General features: G+C 60.2%; 22 protein-coding genes. 15 read left to right on the top strand and 7 right to left on the bottom strand.

Annotated elements, in window-relative coordinates; translation table 11 throughout:
- Window positions 1–31 precede the first annotated feature (31 nt).
- The 3 genes from AAEZ06_RS03305 (at window position 32) to AAEZ06_RS03295 (ending at window position 3611) form a co-directional block, all read left to right on the top strand.
- A complete protein-coding gene (locus tag AAEZ06_RS03305; RefSeq protein ID WP_149414464.1) occupies window positions 32–1060 on the top strand; it encodes a DNA topoisomerase IB in 1029 nt (342 codons plus the stop codon).
- 143 nt (window positions 1061–1203) lie between these two features.
- The gene (locus tag AAEZ06_RS03300; protein WP_350612812.1) at window positions 1204–2838 is read left to right on the top strand and encodes an ABC-F family ATP-binding cassette domain-containing protein; all 1635 of its coding nucleotides are present in this window, start codon (window positions 1204–1206) and stop codon (window positions 2836–2838) included.
- 68 nt (window positions 2839–2906) lie between these two features.
- Window positions 2907–3611: a YoaK family protein gene (locus AAEZ06_RS03295; protein ID WP_149414466.1), complete on the top strand. Its 705-nt coding sequence runs from the start codon at window positions 2907–2909 to the stop codon at window positions 3609–3611.
- Window positions 3612–3761: 150 nt separating this feature from the next.
- Here AAEZ06_RS03295 and AAEZ06_RS03290 read toward each other — a convergent pair whose 3' ends face one another.
- Window positions 3762–4115: a hypothetical protein gene (locus AAEZ06_RS03290; protein ID WP_149414467.1), complete on the bottom strand. Its 354-nt coding sequence runs from the start codon at window positions 4113–4115 to the stop codon at window positions 3762–3764.
- Window positions 4116–4235: 120 nt separating this feature from the next.
- On the opposite strand from AAEZ06_RS03290, the gene AAEZ06_RS03285 reads away from it, so the two are divergent.
- On the top strand, window positions 4236–4475 hold the full coding sequence (locus AAEZ06_RS03285) for a hypothetical protein (protein ID WP_133102694.1): 240 nt from the start codon (window positions 4236–4238) through the stop codon (window positions 4473–4475).
- Between the two features lie 6 nt (window positions 4476–4481).
- On the opposite strand, the gene AAEZ06_RS03280 is transcribed toward AAEZ06_RS03285, so the two are convergent.
- Window positions 4482–4805, bottom strand: coding sequence for a YbjQ family protein (locus AAEZ06_RS03280; RefSeq protein ID WP_149414468.1), 324 nt, complete (start codon window positions 4803–4805; stop codon window positions 4482–4484).
- 131 nt (window positions 4806–4936) lie between these two features.
- On the opposite strand from AAEZ06_RS03280, the gene AAEZ06_RS03275 reads away from it, so the two are divergent.
- The gene (locus tag AAEZ06_RS03275; RefSeq protein WP_133102696.1) at window positions 4937–5152 is read left to right on the top strand and encodes a hypothetical protein; all 216 of its coding nucleotides are present in this window, start codon (window positions 4937–4939) and stop codon (window positions 5150–5152) included.
- 224 nt (window positions 5153–5376) lie between these two features.
- On the opposite strand, the gene AAEZ06_RS03270 is transcribed toward AAEZ06_RS03275, so the two are convergent.
- The 3 genes from AAEZ06_RS03270 to AAEZ06_RS03260 form a co-directional block, all read right to left on the bottom strand.
- Window positions 5377–5688 (bottom strand): AzlD domain-containing protein, encoded by a 312-nt coding sequence (locus tag AAEZ06_RS03270; RefSeq protein ID WP_133102697.1) that lies wholly within the window; start codon window positions 5686–5688, stop codon window positions 5377–5379.
- Entirely contained in the window at window positions 5685–6380 is a 696-nt protein-coding gene (locus tag AAEZ06_RS03265) for an AzlC family ABC transporter permease (RefSeq protein ID WP_149414515.1), read from the bottom strand. The genes AAEZ06_RS03270 and AAEZ06_RS03265 overlap by 4 nt, the downstream gene beginning before the upstream one ends.
- A 98-nt stretch (window positions 6381–6478) precedes the next feature.
- Entirely contained in the window at window positions 6479–6694 is a 216-nt protein-coding gene (locus tag AAEZ06_RS03260; RefSeq protein ID WP_149414470.1) for a hypothetical protein, read from the bottom strand.
- A gap of 176 nt (window positions 6695–6870) precedes the next feature.
- Between AAEZ06_RS03260 and AAEZ06_RS03255 the strand changes: the two genes are divergently transcribed.
- The 8 genes from AAEZ06_RS03255 to AAEZ06_RS03220 all read left to right on the top strand — a co-directional run bounded on the left by AAEZ06_RS03255 (window position 6871) and on the right by AAEZ06_RS03220 (window position 14592).
- Window positions 6871–7227: a metalloregulator ArsR/SmtB family transcription factor gene (locus AAEZ06_RS03255; protein WP_149414471.1), complete on the top strand. Its 357-nt coding sequence runs from the start codon at window positions 6871–6873 to the stop codon at window positions 7225–7227.
- Between the two features lie 18 nt (window positions 7228–7245).
- Window positions 7246–8529 (top strand): arsenic transporter, encoded by a 1284-nt coding sequence (locus AAEZ06_RS03250; protein ID WP_350612807.1) that lies wholly within the window; start codon window positions 7246–7248, stop codon window positions 8527–8529.
- A gap of 12 nt (window positions 8530–8541) precedes the next feature.
- Window positions 8542–9012, top strand: a complete 471-nt coding sequence (locus tag AAEZ06_RS03245) for an arsenate reductase ArsC (protein ID WP_149414473.1) — start codon at window positions 8542–8544, stop codon at window positions 9010–9012.
- 9 nt (window positions 9013–9021) lie between these two features.
- On the top strand, window positions 9022–9711 hold the full coding sequence (gene arsH, locus AAEZ06_RS03240) for an arsenical resistance protein ArsH (protein WP_178114533.1): 690 nt from the start codon (window positions 9022–9024) through the stop codon (window positions 9709–9711).
- Between the two features lie 350 nt (window positions 9712–10061).
- Window positions 10062–10358 carry a hypothetical protein gene (locus AAEZ06_RS03235; RefSeq protein WP_149414475.1) on the top strand — a complete coding sequence of 99 codons (297 nt, stop codon included), beginning with the start codon at window positions 10062–10064 and terminating at the stop codon, window positions 10356–10358.
- 264 nt (window positions 10359–10622) lie between these two features.
- Complete coding sequence (mgtA, locus tag AAEZ06_RS03230) at window positions 10623–13337, top strand: magnesium-translocating P-type ATPase (protein ID WP_350612804.1); 2715 nt, start codon at window positions 10623–10625, stop codon at window positions 13335–13337.
- 76 nt (window positions 13338–13413) lie between these two features.
- Window positions 13414–13761, top strand: a complete 348-nt coding sequence (locus AAEZ06_RS03225; RefSeq protein ID WP_149414477.1) for a DUF2493 domain-containing protein — start codon at window positions 13414–13416, stop codon at window positions 13759–13761.
- A 24-nt stretch (window positions 13762–13785) separates the two neighbouring features.
- Window positions 13786–14592 carry a PA4824 family protein gene (locus AAEZ06_RS03220; RefSeq protein WP_149414478.1) on the top strand — a complete coding sequence of 269 codons (807 nt, stop codon included), beginning with the start codon at window positions 13786–13788 and terminating at the stop codon, window positions 14590–14592.
- Between the two features lie 30 nt (window positions 14593–14622).
- Here the strand turns inward: AAEZ06_RS03220 and AAEZ06_RS03215 are convergent, their stop codons facing one another.
- Window positions 14623–15375, bottom strand: coding sequence for a tellurite resistance TerB family protein (locus AAEZ06_RS03215; RefSeq protein WP_350612801.1), 753 nt, complete (start codon window positions 15373–15375; stop codon window positions 14623–14625).
- Window positions 15376–15536: 161 nt separating this feature from the next.
- Here AAEZ06_RS03215 and AAEZ06_RS03210 point away from each other — a divergent pair, with 161 nt between their 5' ends.
- The gene (locus AAEZ06_RS03210; protein WP_149414480.1) at window positions 15537–16064 is read left to right on the top strand and encodes a DinB family protein; all 528 of its coding nucleotides are present in this window, start codon (window positions 15537–15539) and stop codon (window positions 16062–16064) included.
- 2 nt (window positions 16065–16066) lie between these two features.
- Here the strand turns inward: AAEZ06_RS03210 and AAEZ06_RS03205 are convergent, their stop codons facing one another.
- Window positions 16067–16525, bottom strand: a complete 459-nt coding sequence (locus tag AAEZ06_RS03205) for a GFA family protein (RefSeq protein WP_149414481.1) — start codon at window positions 16523–16525, stop codon at window positions 16067–16069.
- Window positions 16526–16750: 225 nt separating this feature from the next.
- Between AAEZ06_RS03205 and AAEZ06_RS03200 the strand changes: the two genes are divergently transcribed.
- Window positions 16751–17035: a hypothetical protein gene (locus tag AAEZ06_RS03200; RefSeq protein WP_149414482.1), complete on the top strand. Its 285-nt coding sequence runs from the start codon at window positions 16751–16753 to the stop codon at window positions 17033–17035.

Here is a 17035-nt window from a genome sequence, read left to right as displayed (position 1 = left end):
CGGCCTGATTTGTTGCCAAGGACTTCGCCCCATGCCCGATCCTGCGTTGCTTGCCGACCTGCCCCGCGACCTGCATTACGTTGACGACACCCAGGCGGGCCTGAGCCGTAAGAAAGTACGCGGCACGTTCCAGTATTTCGATGCCCGTGGCCAGCGCATCACCGACGCGGCCGAGGTCAAGCGCATCAACGCTCTGGCGGTGCCACCGGCCTATACCGACGTGTGGGTCTGCTCCGACCCGCGCGGTCACCTGCAAGCCACCGGCCGCGATGCCAGGGGGCGCAAGCAATACCGCTATCACCCGCGCTGGCGCGAAGTGCGCGACGGCGATAAATACTCCCGTCTGCAAGCGTTCGGCAACGCCCTGCCGAAACTGCGCAAACACCTGGAAGCGCAGATTGCCGCGCCCGGTTTTAATCGCGAAAAAGTCCTGGCCACGGTGATCCTGCTGTTGGATGCCACACTTATCCGCGTCGGCAATAGCCAATACGCTCGGGATAATCGCTCCTATGGGCTGACCACCCTACGCGCCCGACACGTGGACATCAGCGGCAGCGCGATCCTGTTCCAGTTTCGCGGCAAGAGCGGCATCGAGCACCAGATCACCGTCAAGGACCGGCGCCTGGCCAATGTCATCAAGCGCTGCCTGGAATTGCCAGGGCAGGATCTCTTTCAATACCTGGACGAAAATGGCGATCGCCATACGATCAGCTCCACAGACGTCAACGCGTACCTGCATAGCCTCACCGGCGCCGACTTCACCGCCAAGGATTACCGCACCTGGGCCGGCAGCGCCCTGGCGTTGGCGGTGTTGCGGGAGTTGGCCTGGCAGCCTGAATCGGAGGCGAAGAAGCATGTGGTGGAGATGGTCAAGGACGTTGCCAGGCAATTGGGCAATACCCCGGCGGTGTGCCGCAAGTGCTATATCCACCCGGCCGTGCTGGAGTATTTCAGCCTAGGCGAGCTGGCGAAACTGCCCAAGCCCCGGGTGCGCAAAGGCTTGAAAGTCGAGGAAGTGGGGCTGGCGATGTTTCTCGAACAACTGGCTGCATCCTTGTAGGAAAAAACCCAAGTGCGTTACCCTGTTGGTCCTTTCTGATCGCAGGACGACCGCCGACGTGAACAACTAAGCCTTCCAAAATGTAATCGCAACGAGCCGCCTGGCGCGCTTGTTGGCTTGCCCCACATTTTTTGGAGGTGCTGATGACTGACGTCAACCGGCTGCCTGTGCTTGTTTCTTTGCATCGCGTGGGTTTCCAGTTCGCCAATGGCGAAACATTGCTGGAAGACCTGACCTTAACTTTCGATCACACACCCACCGGGATTGTCGGCCGTAATGGCATGGGCAAAAGCATCCTGGCGCGATTGATTGCGGGGTTGCTCATGCCCTCTTCCGGCCTGCTTAAGTCTTCGGCCAGGCTGGCCTATGTCCCACAAACGGTTCCCCTCTTTCCCGGCCAAACCGTTGCCCAACTGACTCGCTGCGCCGACGTCCTCATGGCTCTTCAACGCCTGGCCAAGGGTGAAGCGACGGCCGAGGACCTGGACTTGGTCGACGACCGCTGGGACCTGGCCGAGCGCCTGCGCAAGGCATTGGATGGGGCGGATTTATCCGAGGTCGATGTTGAAGACCCGGCCGAGCAACTCAGCGGCGGCCAACTGGCCAGGGTCGCGGTGATCGGCGCGCTCTTGTCCCAACCGCAGTTGCTGATTCTCGACGAACCCACCAATCATCTGGACAGCGCTGGCCGCGACTGGCTACTCAAGACCTTGGGCGACTGGCGCGGGGGCCTGATCGTGGTCAGCCACGATCGGCAGTTGCTCAACACTCTGGAGCGGATCATCGAACTGTCACCCCTGGGCACGCAGGTATACGGTGGCAACTACAATGATTTTCGCGCGCAGCGCGAGACCGAACGGCACGCCGCCCAGGCCGCCCTCGAACATGCTCGCCTGGACCGCAGCCGCGAACGCAAACGCCTGAAAAAAGACCATGACAGCGTCCAGCGCCACGCCGCCAGCGCCCGCAAACACGCAGAAACCGCCAATGTCGACCCGCTCACCCGGTCACGCTGGAAAGGTGCCGCCAATGACATCGTCAGCACTGTGCGCAGCGCCCAAGTGCAGCACAAGAATGAACTCAATGAGCGCGTGCGCCAGGCTCACGCGCGGGTGGTGGACGAGACACCAACGTTACTATCCCTGCCGGGGACCACACTGCCATACGGGCTCCAAGTGTTATCCCTGGACCAGGCACGGTTGCCCTGGCTCGATGCCCACGCACCTACCACTTACCTGAGTGTCAACCTGATCGGCCCGATGCGCGTGGCGGTGAGCGGCCCCAATGGCTGCGGCAAATCCACCTTACTCAAGCTGCTGGCAGGTCAATTGCAACCGCTGAGCGGAGAATGCCGGGCTCATGTGCCCAGTGCCTATATCGATCAGCGGCTGGCGCTGCTGGACGATACGCTCTCGATTGTCGAGCATCTGCAACGGCTCGATACGCCGCTGACAGAAAGCGAGTTGCGCACGCGCCTGGCACTGCTGCAACTGGACGCCTTGCGGGTGACGCAACCGGTGGGCAATCTCAGCGGTGGGGAGCGACTCAAGGCCGCCATGGCGGTCGCGTTGTGGCGCGAGACGCCGGCGCAACTGCTGCTATTGGACGAGCCCACTAACCACCTGGACCTGGAATCGGTGATCGCTTTTGAACAAGCATTGCAGGATTTTACCGGGGCGATGGTTGCGGTCTCCCACGACGAAGTGTTTCTCGCTGCACTCAACCCGACCCATTGTTTGAGTTGGCACGCTGATGGCTGGCACTTTGAAGTGAGCTAGGTCATTGCAGTCTGGATCAAAGCGTCCTACGGTAGTGGCCGGATAATCTCATCAAGGAACCTAAGCCTGTGCTGCCCTCCGCCCTCAAACCTTACGCCAACGCGGCCCTTCTGCAGCGACACAAATGGCGCGGCCGTGTCGGACTGATGCTGGTGGCCAGCCTGTCGGTGCTGGCGGGCATGACCGACGCCATCGGATTCATGGCCAGCGGCGACTTTGTCTCGTTCATGAGCGGCAACACCACGCGCCTGGCGGTGGCAATCAGTGAAGGCGACCGTGGCCTGACCGCACGCCTGACGCTGCTGGTGGCGACGTTTGTCGCGGGCAATGCCTTGGGTGTGATCCTCAGCCGGGTCAGCAAGCGTCACGCCTTGCCGCTGTTGCTGTGCATCGCCACGTTGCTGTGTGGGGCGGCGGCGTGGCCGTTTGCCAATCAACTGCCGGCCTTGCTGGCGGCGATCATCGCCATGGGCATGCTCAATGCCGCCGTGGAAGAGGTCAACGGCTTGCCGGTGGGTCTGACTTATGTGACCGGCGCGTTGTCGCGTTTCGGCCGGGGGTTGGGGCGCTGGATGCTGGGTGAGCGCAGGAACGGCTGGCGAGTGCAACTGGTTCCCTGGGCAGGCATGTTTGTGGGTGCGGTAATCGGTGCCTTGCTGCAGCAGCAGATGGGCATTCGTGCGCTGTTGGTCAGCGGTTTTCTGTCAGCGCTGCTGGGACTGGTGTCGCTGAAGATTCCCCGACGCTGGCACCTGGGATACATGCCGCGCTAAGTGCGGCTTTAAGAAACAGGTGCCCTCCCGACGTTGGCCTCGACTTCCTTGTACTGGTAAAGAGCCAGGACGCCGGGCGAGCGCGGGCATATTAAGGCATTGCCCGCGGTGTGTCCGCCGGGCATTTCTGAAAAATTCTAAGGCAATGTCTTACAGACAAGTCGCCAGGGCCGCAAGGCGGCGCTTGGCGGCCCAGTTGTCCTCGGCTGCGTAATAGTTGACGGTGGTGGCATTGCCCGCGCCGCGCACGTCGACAAAGTAATCGCCACCGGTGGTGTAGACCGTGTGGCCACCGCCTTCGGCAGGTTCCATGAACCCACCGGCATCGACGCCAAATACGGACTCATCCTGCCAGCCAAACTGGATGCATTGGGCAACCACCAGGGCGGCCTTGTCCGAAGCCAGGGTCTTGTAAGGCGCGGCAGAACGCGCGTCTTTCATCTTTGAGCCCGCGCAACCGGCCAGTGATGCCAGTACCAAAGCGCCTATTACCACCATCCGCATGCCATTACTTCCTTGGAAAAAACGCGACTCTACCATTGGTGCGGACATAGCAGGCGACACCGAGTGATTATTGCGTCACCCTGTCGCCTACTTGTAAACCCGCTTTTATCCGGAAAACCAATGACACCCAACGCCGAACTCTACAACCCATCCACCGACTATGCCGACAAGCTGATCAGCCGCATCGGCCAGACACCTTCGTGGATTGCCAAGCGCATCGGCGTCACCGACAAGCGCATCCGCTACATCCTCGACGGCGAGCGCACGGTGAAGGGCGAAACCACCCCGATCCAGATGAGCTATACCGAGCAGTTCGCTTTGGAATGCCTGGCGGCCGAGGCCCAGGCCAACAAGAAGTAACCGGGGTTATTTCAGCTTCACTGCCGTCCCGGTAACAAACACCACCAGCATCGCCCCGCGTCCGCCGCCGGGCATGCTGATCTCAAAATCCAGACCTACCACCGCATCCGCTTGCAGGCTATGCGCCCGCTGCTTTATTTCGTCGGTGGCCTGGATGCGCGCTTCCTTCAACGCCCGCTCAAGCGTTTGCGAGCGCCCCCCGAAAAAATCCCGCATCCCGGCAAACAGATCTCGTACCACATTAATGCCTTGTACCGATTCGGCGCTGACAATGTCGAGGTACTCGGCAATCTCACGCCCGGCGATGGTGTGGGTGGTGGTAACAATCATGGGGTTCTCCTGTTGAGCAATGGGTGCACCACCTGCGGCCAAGGTGGCATACACGTCAGGTATGGCATTATGATACCGACGCTGGACCTCACTGATGAGGCCAGCGGGACACTACCTAGAAAGGAAGCATCATGAAAGATTTCGTCATCGGCGTTAACAATACCGTTCTCTACATCGCACTGGCGTTCCTGTGGATCACAGGCCTGGTGGTGATGTTCAGCCAGAGTTTTCTGGCAGGTTTGGGCGCCTTGATAGGCGGTACCCTGATTTGGTGCATCATCTCCGGCTTCTGGTTCGTCCAGTCGGCGACTTACGACGAACTGCGCAAACTCAACGCAAAAAACTGATACAACTCTGCCGCTCGCTCGAGCGGCATTCCTGACTCTGATTAATCGACGACCATCAGCTTTTCGCCTGCACGGGCGAAGGAAAGCTATCGTCAACCTGTCTTGCAGATGAAGTTTGTTTCACTGTAATGGGAGACTTCGCCCTCTATATTGGGCAGGCTCATTTTTAGAAGTCTCCCTTCTGCCCGCCCTCCCGCGGGCTTTTTTTTGCCTGCGGTGGGCGCTCAGAGCAACCAGCGAAACAGGTAAAACAGTGCCATGCTCAGCAGCACCGTGATCAACACGCTGCGGGTCCAGAACATCAGCGCCACCGCGCACACTCCGGCCAGCAGGTAGGGATTGCCCAGGCTCAGATTAAGCTTGTGGTCGGCCAAGAAAATGATCGGGCCGCAAATGGCGGTCAGCATGCCAGGCACCGCAAAACCGAGAAACTCCCGCGCGCCACGGTTCAGACGCACCGGCAGACGCGGTTCGAGGAACAGGTAGCGATTGAGGAACACGATCAGGCCCATGCCGAAAATCATCACAAAGATCATTGCTGCCCTACTCCCAGGCGTTTGCAGGCATAACCCACGCTCATCCCCAACAGGCCAGCCACCACCACCGCCGACTCCCACTGCCAGTAGCTCAGCAGCACCGAACACAGCAATGACACCGCAACGCAAACCACCGTTGGCACATCACGCACCACGGGGGTAATCAAGGCAATAAAGGTGGCAGCGATGGAAAACTCCAGGCCCAGTTGATCAAGGCCGGGAATGCTTTTGCCCAGTACAATGCCGGCGAAGGTAAACAGGTTCCAGATCAAGTAGAACGTCAGCCCTACGCCCAGGGCGTACCAACGATTGAAGGTCTGGCGGTCATATTGGCTGACCAGGGCGAAAAACTCGTCGGTCAAGAGAAAGCCCAGGCTCATGCGCCACCGTGCCTTGAGCGGCGACAAGGTTGGACGCAGGTGCATGCCGTAGAGCAGATGCTGAGAGGTCAGCAGCAAGGTGGTCAGCAAAATAGAAATCAGGCTGGCACCGCTCTTGACCATACCGATGGCCACCAACTGCGCGGCACCGGCAAACACAATGGTAGACAGGCCCTGGGCTTCCCATGGGGTGAACTGGGCATCAATCGCCGTAGAGCCGGCCAGCAGCCCCCAAGGGGCACAGGCCAGGGATAAGGGCATGATCGCAATCGCGCCACGGGCAAAGGCGTAGTGAGGCAAGGCAGTAGGCATGGACAACAGGCTCATCGACAGACAGTCGACAAGCATGGCAGCGGCGAGACGGGTTGTCTTGAATGATCTTGCTCAACAGCCGGGCTGATGCGTGGGCTTCAGGCAAGCTTGACCGACACCCGCTCCACCGCATCACGCGTTTCGCGCAGTTCGTGGGCATCCTGATTGAGGCGGTGGATGGTGTTCAGCAGACGCTGGCGCAACACTTCATCGCCGAGTTTTTCCACCGCGCGCATCAGGTCAAAGGCCGCGGTTTCATTGTTGTCCGCAACAGAATCAAGAGTTTTACGCAGGTTTCGAGTCGCACGGGTCACACTGTTTCTTCCTTAATAACCGATGGGCAGGCACTTTAGGACATTTGTGTTTCATTTTAATTTCAACCACTTGTCATCGACTCCAGCGCCGTTGACGTGGGTCAATCGAAACATCTTTTGACTAATATATGTGGATATCCGTATATTCGAACTATCGAATATGAAAGGCCCTGTCCATGTCAGACCTCTTTCCCCCACCCAGCGTCTTCAAATGCCTGGCCGATGCCACCCGCGCACGTGTTGCGCTTCTGATCCTGCGCGAAGGCGAACTTTGCGTCTGTGAGCTGATCCATGCTCTGGACGACAGCCAGCCCAAAATCTCCCGCCATCTGGCGCAACTGCGCAGTTGCGGGCTGTTGCTGGACCGCCGCCAGGGCCAATGGATCTATTACCGTCTCAATCCAGCGTTACCGCAATGGGTGACAACGGTTCTGGAAGCCACGCTACAGGCCAATGAAGCCTGGCTGCACATGGATGCACAACGTCTCGGCGCAATGGGCGACAGACCACAACGGGCCAGTGCCTGCTGCTGACTTCTCGGAGAGCGCTTCATGCTTGTCGCAATTGCCATTTTTATCTTCACCATCGTCCTGGTCATCTGGCAGCCCAAGGGCCTGGGCGTCGGCTGGAGCGCCACGATGGGCGCGATCCTGGCCCTCGCCTGTGGCGCTATCAGCCTGACGGATATCCCGGTGGTGTGGCACATCATCTGGAACGCCACCGGCACGTTCGTCGCGCTGATCATCATCAGCCTGTTGCTGGATGAAGCCGGCTTTTTTGCCTGGGCGGCGCTGCATGTGGCCCGCTGGGGCCGTGGTCGTGGCCGTCGGCTGTTTGCCTATATGGTGCTGCTGGGCGCCCTGGTATCGGCGCTGTTCGCCAATGATGGCGCGGCGCTGATCCTCACGCCCATCGTCATGTCGATGCTCCTGGCGCTGCGCTTCTCGCCAGCGGCAACCCTGGCGTTCGTCATGGGCGCGGGCTTTATCGCTGACACCGCCAGCCTGCCGTTGGTGGTGTCGAACCTGGTGAACATCGTCTCGGCGGACTACTTCAAGATCGGCTTCAACCAATATGCCGCGGTGATGGTGCCGGTAAACCTTGTCAGCGTCGCCGCGACCCTGGCGGTGTTGTTGTGGTTCTTCCGCCGAGACATCCCCCAGGCTTACGACCCCGCCGACCTTGCTGACCCGGCAACCGCGATCCATGACCGCGCCACCTTCCTCGCCGGCTGGTGGGTGTTGGGCATTCTGTTAGTGGGCTGCTTCGCCCTGGAGCCCCTGGGCATTCCCATCAGTGCGATCTCCGCCGTCTGCGCCGTACTGCTGCTGGTGATCGCCGCCAAAGGCCACAATATCTCCACCCGCAAGGTGTTGAAAGAAGCCCCATGGCAAATCGTGATCTTCTCCCTGGGCATGTACCTAGTGGTCTACGGCTTGCGCAACGCGGGGCTGACCGACTACCTGGCGACCTGGCTCGACACCTTCGCCCACTACGGCATCTGGGGCGCAGCACTGGGCACCGGGCTACTGACGGCACTGCTGTCATCGGCGATGAACAACCTGCCGACGGTGCTGATCGGCGCGCTGTCCATCGAGGCCAGTCACGCCGTCGGCGTGGTCAAGGAAGCGATGATTTACGCCAATGTGATCGGCAGCGACCTGGGTCCGAAGATCACCCCCATCGGCAGCCTCGCCACCCTGCTCTGGCTGCATATCCTGGCACGCAAAGGTATCAATATCACGTGGGGTTATTACTTCAAGGTCGGCATCGTCCTGACCCTGCCGGTGCTGTTGATCACCCTTGCCGCCCTGGCTCTACGCCTCAGTATCTAACGGAGAACCGTCATGAAAGTGCTGTTCATGTGCACCGCCAACAGCTGCCGCAGCATCCTGTCTGAAGCGCTGTTTAACCATCTGGCTCCGGAAGGTTTTCACGCCATCAGTTCCGGCAGTTTCCCCAAGGGGCAGGTGCTGCCCCGCAGCCTCAGTACCCTAGAGGCCGCAGGGATCAGCACCGAAGGCCTGTACAGCAAAGGCAACGAGGCCTTCGAAGGCAGCCCGCCGAATATTGTGATCACTGTCTGTGACAAGGCCGCCGGTGAAACCTGCCCGGTGTATTTCGGCCCAGCGATCAAGGCCCATTGGGGCCTGGAAGATCCTTCGGACCTCAACAGCGATGAAGCGCACATCGATGCGGCCTTCCACGCCACCCTGGAAACCATCGAAACCCGCTGCCGGGCCTTTTTCGCGTTGCCTTTCTCCAGCCTCAGCCCCACTGAGCTGAAGGCCGAACTCGACCATATCGCCGTGCTGTAACCGGAGTCCATCATGAGCACCCTGCCCAATCTCAACGCCACGTTGTCTGGCCACCTGAACAGCGATCTCGACAACCGCCCGCGCATCCTGTTGCTGTACGGCTCCACCCGTCCACGCTCCTTCAGCCGCCTGCTGGTGGAAGAAGCCGCCAGGTTGCTGCAACACCTGGGCGCCGACACACGCATCTTCAACCCATCGGGCCTGCCCCTGCCGGACGATGCTCCCAGCGACCACCCTAAGGTCCAGGAGCTGCTGGAACTAATGCAATGGTCCGAAGGCCAGGTCTGGTGCTCTCCGGAGCGCCACGGCTCAATGTCGGCGGTGTTCAAGGCACAAATCGACTGGGTGCCCCTGGCCCTCGGCGCGGTACGCCCGACCCAGGGCAAGACACTGGCGGTGATGCAGGTGTCAGGAGGCTCGCAATCTTTCAATACGGTCAACCAGTTGCGGGTACTCGGGCGCTGGATGCGCATGTTCACCATCCCCAATCAGTCGTCGGTGCCCAAGGCGTTTATGGAGTTCGACGACCAGGACCGCATGAAGCCCTCGGCGCTGTATGACCGGGTGGTGGACGTGATGGAGGAGTTGGTAAAGTTCACTTTGCTACTGCGTGATCGACCCGACCTGGTGGACCGCTACTCGGAACGCAAGGAAAGCGCCGACGAACTGTCGCAACGGGTCAATCAACGGTCGATCTGACACTATTGGCGCTACGCGCGCATATGATCGGCTTATATGTACTGCAACTTCTGCACGCCTCTTATCTGAATGAATTCTGAACCAGCAACACATTAACTATTTTAATGTTGACAATCGGTAACCGCCTAAGTAAATTGCCCGTGCCTGCAACCCGGGCCATTTTTTAAATCTCACAAAAGAAGCCAATGGACACAAACTCTAGTTACTGTCCGATCACCGTGAATGCGGCGAGTCGGGCGCTAAACCCAGTTAATGACGGGACTCGCCTTTCAGGTCGGGTAAGCTGCGCTAGAGCTTGAAGCTCCAACGTAACTGCCTCATCCGGCGCCAGTCCGGTCCCGAGGCATGTTATGAACTTTCAACTCCTTGTTTTGCCTGATCTGCGCACGCTGGCTTCGGCCCTGCGTGCCAAGCTGTGCCGTGAGCCGGTAGGCTTTTCCCCTACCCGCAAGGCCTGTGTCACCCCTTCCTCTCGTGTAAGCTCGGCCCATCCCCAGGCCCACTGGCGTATCTGCCCAACGACTGGCCAACGAGTCCAGCAATGGGATCACGCCGACCCTCAAGACCCTCAGAGTCGATACTTTTCCAGCCTGCTCGTCCAAGCGAGCCTGATGCTGAGCCTCTACGTGGGCGCTCGCGCGGCGTAAGCCGGCTGGAAACGTCAGCCGTCGCGATACAGGCTGTTTTCTGATTATTCGCTAATTGATTCGCTGGAGTTCTCTATGGACGAAGCCAGTAGTAGCCCGCTGCGCGTTAGTTAACTAACGACCTTATAGCGGGCCTGTAGAAAGTTGCCCAACACTTTATTTAAACCGATCGCGAAGTCAGCGACTCGGCATGCTTTCGCTCGCCTGTCATCAGGTAAGTACCGGGTATGTTTTGTCGAAAAATTGGCGACAGGAGTACATCCAATGAGCGCAATAAAAAACACACCATTGCCGAACAAAAACAGCACGGGTAACGACACCAAACTGTCGATGCGTGCTGCCCGTGAAGCTCAAAACGGCCTCTCGACCACCCTCGCCAACGTCAGGGCGACCAAGGACGGCCTGACCGAACTGGACGCCAGCGCTCGCCTGCAACGGGAAGGCTACAACGAGGTAGCCCATGACAAGCCACCTCACGCCTTCGTGCAGTTTCTCCAGGCACTGAACAACCCGTTCATCTACGTCCTGTTGACCTTGGCCGGCATCAGCTTCGTCACCGATTACTGGCTCCCGCTGCAGGCTGGTGAAGAAGTCGACCTGACCAAGGTCATCATTATCATGACGATGGTCATGCTCAGCAGCCTGCTGCGTTTCTGGCAGGAACACCGCTCGGCAAAATCCGCCGAGGCCTTGAAGGCCATGGTCCGCACCACCGCCACCGTGCTGCGGCGTGAGCAAGTCGGCGCCCAACCAACCCTGCGGGAAGTGCCGATGCGCGACCTGGTGGCCGGCGATATCGTGCAACTGTCGGCCGGCGACATGATCCCGGCGGACATCCGCCTGATTGAATCCCGTGACCTGTTTATCAGCCAGGCAGTGCTGACCGGCGAAGCCTTGCCGGTGGAAAAATACGACACCCTGGGAGATGTCACGCAAAAATCCGCCACCTCCAAGGTGGCAGACCAGAGCAACCTGCTGGACTTGCCGAACATCTGCTTCATGGGCACCAACGTGGTCAGCGGCCGAGCGCGGGCGGTGGTGGTAGCGACCGGGCCACGCACCTATTTCGGCTCGTTGGCCAAGGCGATTGTCGGCTCCAGGGCACAGACCGCGTTTGACCGGGGGGTGAACAGCGTCAGCTGGCTGTTGATTCGCTTCATGCTGGTGATGGTGCCCATCGTGTTCTTCCTCAACGGCTTCTCCAAGGGCGACTGGGGCGATGCCTTCATGTTTGCCCTGGCCGTTGCGGTGGGCCTGACCCCGGAAATGCTGCCGATGATCGTCAGCGCCAACCTGGCCAAGGGCGCCAACGCCATGGCCAAGCGTAAAGTGGTGGTCAAGCGCCTGAACGCGATCCAGAACTTCGGCTCGATGGACGTGCTGTGCACCGACAAGACCGGCACCCTGACCCAGGACAAAATCATCCTCGAGCACCACGTCAACGCCAGCGGCCAGCGTGATGATGCGGTGCTGTCCCTGGCCTGGCTCAACAGCCATCACCAAAGCGGCATGAAGAACCTGATGGACCAGGCGGTGGTGCAATTCTCGGAGCACAATCCCAAGTTCCAGGTGCCGTTTGCCTACAGCAAGGTCGACGAACTGCCCTTCGACTTCGTGCGCCGGCGCCTGTCCATCGTGGTCAAGGACAGCCACGACGACCACCTGTTGGTGTGCAAGGGCGCTGTCGAGGAGATGCTTAGCATCTCTACCCATGTGATGGAAGGTGACGCTGCCGTCGTCCTGGATGACCGCCGCCGCGAAGAGTTGCTGGCCATCGCCAACGACTACAACGAGGATGGTTTCCGGGTGCTTGTAGTCGCAACCCGCAACATCCCCAAGGCCCTGGCACGCAACCAATACACCACCACCGATGAACGCAACCTGGTGATGCGTGGCTTCCTGACGTTCCTCGATCCACCGAAAGAAACCGCCGGCCCGGCCATCGCCGCGCTACGGGAAATCGGCGTGGCGGTGAAAGTGCTCACCGGCGACAACCCCGTAGTCACTCGCACCATCTGCCGCCAGGTGGGGCTGGAGCCAGGCGAACCGCTGCTGGGCGTGGAAATCGAGGCCATGGATGACGCCACTCTCAAGCTGCGGGTCGAGGAGCGTACGATTTTCGCCAAACTGACCCCGCTGCAGAAATCCCGGGTGCTCAAGGCCTTGCAGTCCAACGGCCACACTGTGGGCTTTCTCGGCGACGGCATCAACGATGCACCAGCGCTGCGCGATGCCGACGTCGGTATCTCGGTGGACAGCGGCACCGACATTGCCAAGGAATCGGCCGACATCATCCTTCTGGAAAAGAGTCTGATGGTGCTGGAAGAAGGCGTGCTCACGGGCCGTGAGACCTTCGGCAATATCATGAAGTACCTGAACATGACGGCCAGCTCCAACTTCGGCAACGTGTTCTCGGTGCTGGTGGCCAGTGCGTTCATTCCGTTCATGCCGATGCTGGCGATCCACTTGCTGCTGCAAAACCTGATGTACGACATCTCCCAGTTGGCCCTGCCCTGGGACAAGATGGACAAGGAATACCTGGCCAAACCACGCAAGTGGGATGCGAAAAACATCGGGCGCTTCATGATCTGGATCGGGCCGACCTCGTCGATCTTCGACATCACCACCTTTGCCCTGATGTGGTACGTGTTCTCGGCCAACAGCGTGGAAATGCAGACGCTGTTCCAGTCCGGCTGGTTTATCGAAGGGCTGCTGTCGCAAACCCTCGTGGTGCACATGTTGCGCACCCGCAAAATCCCGTTCTTCCAAAGCACCGCCGCCTGGCCGGTGATCATGATGACCTGCATCGTCATTGCGCTGGGGATCTATGTGCCGTTCTCACCCCTGGGCACCCTGGTGGGCTTGGAGCCGTTGCCGCTGTCGTACTTCCCATGGCTGGTGGGCACCTTGCTCAGCTACTGCTGCGTGGCGCAACTGATGAAGACGATCTACATCCGCCGCTTCAAGCAGTGGTACTGATCAAAACCTGCCCTGGACGCGGTGGTTATCCCTGGATGACCACCGCCTGCGCAGGCTCTACACAAGGAACATCACCATGCGCGTCTTGATCTGTGCAGGTCGTCATTACGCCGATACAAAAATGTCTCGCCAAGTGCTGGACGCCTATCACCGCCTGCACCCTGTGCACGTTTTGATCCACGGAGGCAGCCAGTATTTGGGCAGCGAAGTGGAAGACTGGGCTCGGGAAACGAGCGTCGATGTGGTGCGTTATCCGCCTAACTGGCAACGGCACGGCAAGCAGGCAGAGCGCCATCGCAACCAGTTCATGCTGGCGGACAGCCGGCCCGATGTCGTCATCGCCCTGCCTGGTGGCGAAGACACGTCTGAGCTGGTCAGTCGGGCCAAGGACTGCGGCATTCATGTGCTTACCGTTGAAAACTGAGTTACCTATCTGGAGCATGAACCCATGCACAAAAACACGCCGCTGCGCCCTGATGGTTTTGCCAAATACCGAACCAGGCAACGCCAACAAGCCAACGCCACCTTCCAGCACCTGCCGCCCTCCCGACAATGGGCCTTGCGGCGCAACCTGATTTTTGTCGGCACGACCCTGGGCAGCCTTCTGGTGGTGAGCCTGTTCGCCAAGGCCTTCGCCGCCGGCGGTGCCTATAAGGTCGACGATGGCGCGATCAATGCCCCCGGCGAATGCAACGTTGATGGCTGGTTTACCCGCCATCGCCATGATTCATCGACTCACAACGCAACCCTGTCTGCTGCCTGCACGTCCGGTGCGGTGCCGTGGCTGCAATGGGGCGCGGCCGTCGACGATAGCAATACGCAAACCCAGGTCAGCCCGCAGCTCAAGGCGCAGCTGTGGTCACGGCAAGAGCTGGGCATTGAGGTCGCGTTGTCCGCTGCGGCGCATTTTGCCGTGGATCGCCGACATACCTTCGACGGTGCTGACTTGAGCCTCCCGCTTACCTGGCAACTGCTGGGCGCCTTGCGACTGAACGTCAATGCCGGCTGGGCCCACGCCCATGATGAGGGTGAGCAGAATCATCGTCTGACCTGGGGCACAGGGTTTGAATACAGCTTGGCAGACTCGCTGACCCTGATCGGCGAGCGTTATGGCCAGCAGCGCGGCGAGCAGGCTTGGCAAGCCGGGCCTCGGGTGCATATCGGGAGGGATGTCGATGTGGACCTGGTGGTTGGGCGCAGCCTGATTGGGGATCGAGACCAGTGGCTAACGACGGGGGCTACGGTGCGGTTTTGAAACCGTACGCCCTCGCCGCCCCACACACCGTTAAACCTGTCCCTTGGCCTGCTGCTCCAGGTGCACCTGCAACGCGGGGTCAATCTGCAGTTGGCTCGCCAGTTCGTCCAGGTAGCTGCGCTCCGCGTCCTGCTGGTCGTCCACCAGCAGGACACTGGCCAGGTAAACCTCGGCAGCCACGGCAGGGTCCTGGGCAAACTCGGCAAAATCTGCCGCATCCAATGGCCGGGCGACCTCGGCATCCAGCCATTGCTGCAATTGCGGGTCATCGGTATGGAGACCGACTTCGGCTAAAATCCTCTGTTTCTCCTGATCATCGATCCGGCCGTCGGCCTTGGCCGCCGCGATCAGGGCCCGCAGGACCGCGTGACTGTGCTCCTCGACCTGGGACTCGGACAGTTGATCAACGGTCTGCAACGCCTGCTGCGGCGCAGACGCCTGCTGCCGTTGCCAGGTCTGATACGCCTGAAAAGCCATCATCCCCAGCGAGGCCAGGGCCGTATAGTTGGTGCCGCCGGAACGCCCCTGAGTCGCACCGCCAGCCCGTGCGCCACCGAGCATTCCACCCAGGCCGCCAAGCAAATCCCCCAGGCCGCCGCCCGACGCGGCACCGCCAACGCCACCGCCACCGCCAGAACCGGTTCCACGCAGCAAACCGCCGAGCAAACCACCCAACCCGCCGAGGCCGCCAGCACCGCCCTGGGGTGCCGCCGAACTGCCCTGCTGGGGCATCGAGGCTTGGCCTGCTCGCAACAGCTGTTCCAGTAGATTGCCGGTGTTCATGGTGATGCCCTCCTTCGGGCTATATTCCAGACAAGCAACAATAGCCCGCCTTGGACATAATGCCATGACCGCCCGGCAGGCCCTGTTCTGTAGCGCCCATCCCCTCGGCCGCCTTATCATGGCCTCGCCACATTCAGCGCACGCCACCCAGGAAAACCTGCATGACTCGCACCCAACATGTTGCCCTGATGGCGACCTATAACCAGTGGATGAACCGCAAGGTCTACGAGGCGGCCAGCCGCCTGAGCGACGACGATCTGCTGGCTGACCGAGGTGCCTTCTTCGGCTCCATCTTCGGCACGCTGAACCACTTGGCGCTGGGGGATACCGTCTGGCTCAAGCGCTTTGCCCTGCACCCGGCCGACTACACCGCCCTGGCGCCGCTGAACACACTGGATGTCCCGCAACGACTGGATCAGGTGACATTTGCCAATATCCGCGAACTGTCGGCCCATCGCGCCTGGCTCGACGGGATCATTATTGATTGGGCGAACGCCATCAGCGAACCAGATCTGGACCAGCACCTGCACTACCGCAACATGGCGGGCATTACGGCCGAAAAGAATTTCTACAGCCTGATCAGCCACTTCTTCAACCACCAGACCCATCACCGAGGCCAGGTAAGCACCCTGCTCTCACAAGCCGGCCAGGACATCGGCGATACCGACCTGGTAGGCCTCCTCGATTAGGATCAGGCTGCACAGTGCTCTGCGTAGGCCTGTAGCAGGCGAGGAAACTCATCAGGCTCGGGAAGCTGCGCAAAGCTTCGGACCGCTGGGGTGGACGCCCACGGCAACTTCTCGCTGGTCCAGGTTTCCATGAAGGGCACGTAGCCGCTGGCGTCATCCAGCATGGTCGCCCGCAGGTTGATCAAGTCATCTATCCCCTGGGGACGGGTGAATAACCAGCTCATGCAGTGCGGGCAGAAATAGTGGCGGGCTTCGCCATGGAGTCCACCGATCACGGGCTCGCCCTGGGTGAGCGAAAAACCGTCAGCAGGAACGAGGGCGCTCAGGGAAAACGCGCTGGAGGACATTTTCTGGCAGCTGGTGCAATGGCAAGCCATGGTAATAACCGGCTTCAAGCTGACGGTAAAACGTACCTGCCCGCAGCGACAGCCGCCTTCCCAAGAGATCGTATCGACGCTCATCACGCATTCCTTTTTATGATTGGGTTGCGCGCAGGGTAGCGTCTACGTCGGGGCCTTGAACAGGTCGCCGGAAGACCGCGCCAGGCACATTTGGGGTCAAGGGCGAACGTCACGCCGCGCCAGCGGTCGAAAAAACAAGAGTGCAGTGTTTATCAATGCCGCACCCTGACCGCGTGCATCAACAGATTGCAGATGCCGCGTACCCTCAAAGAAGGAGACGCTTTCATGGTCACTCACTTCAAGGTCGCTGGGCATCTGGCTTGCGGCCATCACGGTAACAATCTCACGTCCAGCATCGAGCTGAACCGGGTTAAATGCCGCACCTGCCGCAACACCGAAGCCTACAAGGAAGCCCGCCGCACCCAACGCAACGCCGCTCGCCGTGTCGCGCGCAAATCCAGGGCCAACCCGGCCGCAAATGACTGGCGCAGCGCCTGGACTCAACGCTTGACGGATCTGCCAGGGCTACAACGCCTACCGCGGGGTTTCCGCGGGCAGCCATTCGTGTAG

Source organism: Pseudomonas sp. HY7a-MNA-CIBAN-0227 (genome assembly GCF_040310325.1).
GTDB lineage: Bacteria > Pseudomonadota > Gammaproteobacteria > Pseudomonadales > Pseudomonadaceae > Aquipseudomonas.
This window is presented reverse-complemented; position numbering and strand designations above follow the sequence as displayed.

Excerpts from the sequence above, each read along its gene's own strand:
- AAEZ06_RS03305 (WP_149414464.1), top strand. The coding sequence starts at position 32 with ATGCCCGATCCTGCGTTGCTTGCCGACCTGCCCCGCGACCTGCATTAC.
- AAEZ06_RS03300 (WP_350612812.1), top strand. The coding sequence starts at position 1,204 with ATGACTGACGTCAACCGGCTGCCTGTGCTTGTTTCTTTGCATCGCGTG.
- AAEZ06_RS03290 (WP_149414467.1), bottom strand. The coding sequence starts at position 4,115 with ATGCGGATGGTGGTAATAGGCGCTTTGGTACTGGCATCACTGGCCGGT.
- AAEZ06_RS03285 (WP_133102694.1), top strand. The coding sequence starts at position 4,236 with ATGACACCCAACGCCGAACTCTACAACCCATCCACCGACTATGCCGAC.
- AAEZ06_RS03280 (WP_149414468.1), bottom strand. The coding sequence starts at position 4,805 with ATGATTGTTACCACCACCCACACCATCGCCGGGCGTGAGATTGCCGAG.
- AAEZ06_RS03275 (WP_133102696.1), top strand. The coding sequence starts at position 4,937 with ATGAAAGATTTCGTCATCGGCGTTAACAATACCGTTCTCTACATCGCA.
- AAEZ06_RS03270 (WP_133102697.1), bottom strand. The coding sequence starts at position 5,688 with ATGATCTTTGTGATGATTTTCGGCATGGGCCTGATCGTGTTCCTCAAT.
- AAEZ06_RS03265 (WP_149414515.1), bottom strand. The coding sequence starts at position 6,380 with ATGCCTACTGCCTTGCCTCACTACGCCTTTGCCCGTGGCGCGATTGCG.
- AAEZ06_RS03255 (WP_149414471.1), top strand. The coding sequence starts at position 6,871 with ATGTCAGACCTCTTTCCCCCACCCAGCGTCTTCAAATGCCTGGCCGAT.
- AAEZ06_RS03250 (WP_350612807.1), top strand. The coding sequence starts at position 7,246 with ATGCTTGTCGCAATTGCCATTTTTATCTTCACCATCGTCCTGGTCATC.
- AAEZ06_RS03245 (WP_149414473.1), top strand. The coding sequence starts at position 8,542 with ATGAAAGTGCTGTTCATGTGCACCGCCAACAGCTGCCGCAGCATCCTG.
- AAEZ06_RS03235 (WP_149414475.1), top strand. The coding sequence starts at position 10,062 with ATGAACTTTCAACTCCTTGTTTTGCCTGATCTGCGCACGCTGGCTTCG.
- mgtA (WP_350612804.1), top strand. The coding sequence starts at position 10,623 with ATGAGCGCAATAAAAAACACACCATTGCCGAACAAAAACAGCACGGGT.
- AAEZ06_RS03225 (WP_149414477.1), top strand. The coding sequence starts at position 13,414 with ATGCGCGTCTTGATCTGTGCAGGTCGTCATTACGCCGATACAAAAATG.
- AAEZ06_RS03220 (WP_149414478.1), top strand. The coding sequence starts at position 13,786 with ATGCACAAAAACACGCCGCTGCGCCCTGATGGTTTTGCCAAATACCGA.
- AAEZ06_RS03215 (WP_350612801.1), bottom strand. The coding sequence starts at position 15,375 with ATGAACACCGGCAATCTACTGGAACAGCTGTTGCGAGCAGGCCAAGCC.
- AAEZ06_RS03210 (WP_149414480.1), top strand. The coding sequence starts at position 15,537 with ATGACTCGCACCCAACATGTTGCCCTGATGGCGACCTATAACCAGTGG.
- AAEZ06_RS03205 (WP_149414481.1), bottom strand. The coding sequence starts at position 16,525 with ATGAGCGTCGATACGATCTCTTGGGAAGGCGGCTGTCGCTGCGGGCAG.
- AAEZ06_RS03200 (WP_149414482.1), top strand. The coding sequence starts at position 16,751 with ATGGTCACTCACTTCAAGGTCGCTGGGCATCTGGCTTGCGGCCATCAC.